Below are 839 nucleotides of genomic sequence, written 5' to 3' on the forward strand. Positions count from 1 at the left end.
GCCAGACTAGTTAAAACCAGTCTGGCCTCTTGAGATAACATGTGCATTGAAATCGAAAGATATTCTCATTATATCATATCTCAGCTATTTAATAGAAAAACGATAATGACTTGGAAAATAACATTCAGCCTGCGTAAATTATAATAAAAAAGGGTGCGTTTCCTTTAAGAAACGCACCCTTTTTCGAAATTAAAGTATTGGTTAAACGTATTATAACATGTTTTGCTCCAAAAAGGTAGGGGGATTTTGTCATAAACAAAGTGCGAAACGTAGACAAATACGCATTGATCATAGATAGGGGATTCTGACGTAAAAGTGTTAAAATGATGAAAAAGCACCTCTGAACGGGTGCTGTAAATTAAACTAGTTCATCGTTCTGGTTTTCTAGGAACTTACTTTCTAACTCTAATTGTTTCATTCGTCGTTGTAATCCTAAATTCTCTAAGTCTTGTTCTAACTCAGAAGATAAATCAGTTCGTTCTTTAGCATTCCCCATTAGTTCTCTAGTAATTGCCAACCTCTTTTGTTCTTTTGAATTCATATTAACAGCCCCTTCCTTGTGACTTGCTAGATTCGACATGGCAGATGAAATATCCTGTAAAAAGACATTTACCTAGAAATGCGACAGCAGTACAATACAAAAAAACATCCGTTTAGATAGGATGTTTTTATTCTACTCTTATTTCGTTTTCATCTTTATAGCCTGCTCCTGGCGAGCTTCAATTTTTTCTTCAATCTTTTCCATGACCTTTTTATCTTCTAGTATTTTATGTCTGTTTTCATTGACTAGGTTTTGAAAAGAGGGTTTTAACTTTCTCATAATGGCACTTCTTTCTTAC

At 34.1% G+C, this 839-nt stretch carries 2 protein-coding genes; both read right to left on the reverse strand.

The window, feature by feature from the left end:
* Window positions 1-358: 358 nt before the first annotated feature.
* Window positions 359-541: a hypothetical protein gene (locus AC1DRF_RS30290; protein WP_330534223.1), complete on the reverse strand. Its 183-nt coding sequence runs from the start codon at window positions 539-541 to the stop codon at window positions 359-361.
* Window positions 542-679: 138 nt separating this feature from the next.
* A complete protein-coding gene (locus AC1DRF_RS30295; protein WP_080743162.1) occupies window positions 680-820 on the reverse strand; it encodes an FbpB family small basic protein in 141 nt (46 codons plus the stop codon).
* Between the last annotated feature and the right edge of the window lie 19 nt (window positions 821-839).

The organism is Priestia sp. P5_B4, from assembly GCF_056400385.1.

Excerpts from the sequence above, each read along its gene's own strand:
- AC1DRF_RS30295 (WP_080743162.1), bottom strand. The coding sequence starts at position 820 with ATGAGAAAGTTAAAACCCTCTTTTCAAAACCTAGTCAATGAAAACAGA.
- AC1DRF_RS30290 (WP_330534223.1), bottom strand. The coding sequence starts at position 541 with ATGAATTCAAAAGAACAAAAGAGGTTGGCAATTACTAGAGAACTAATG.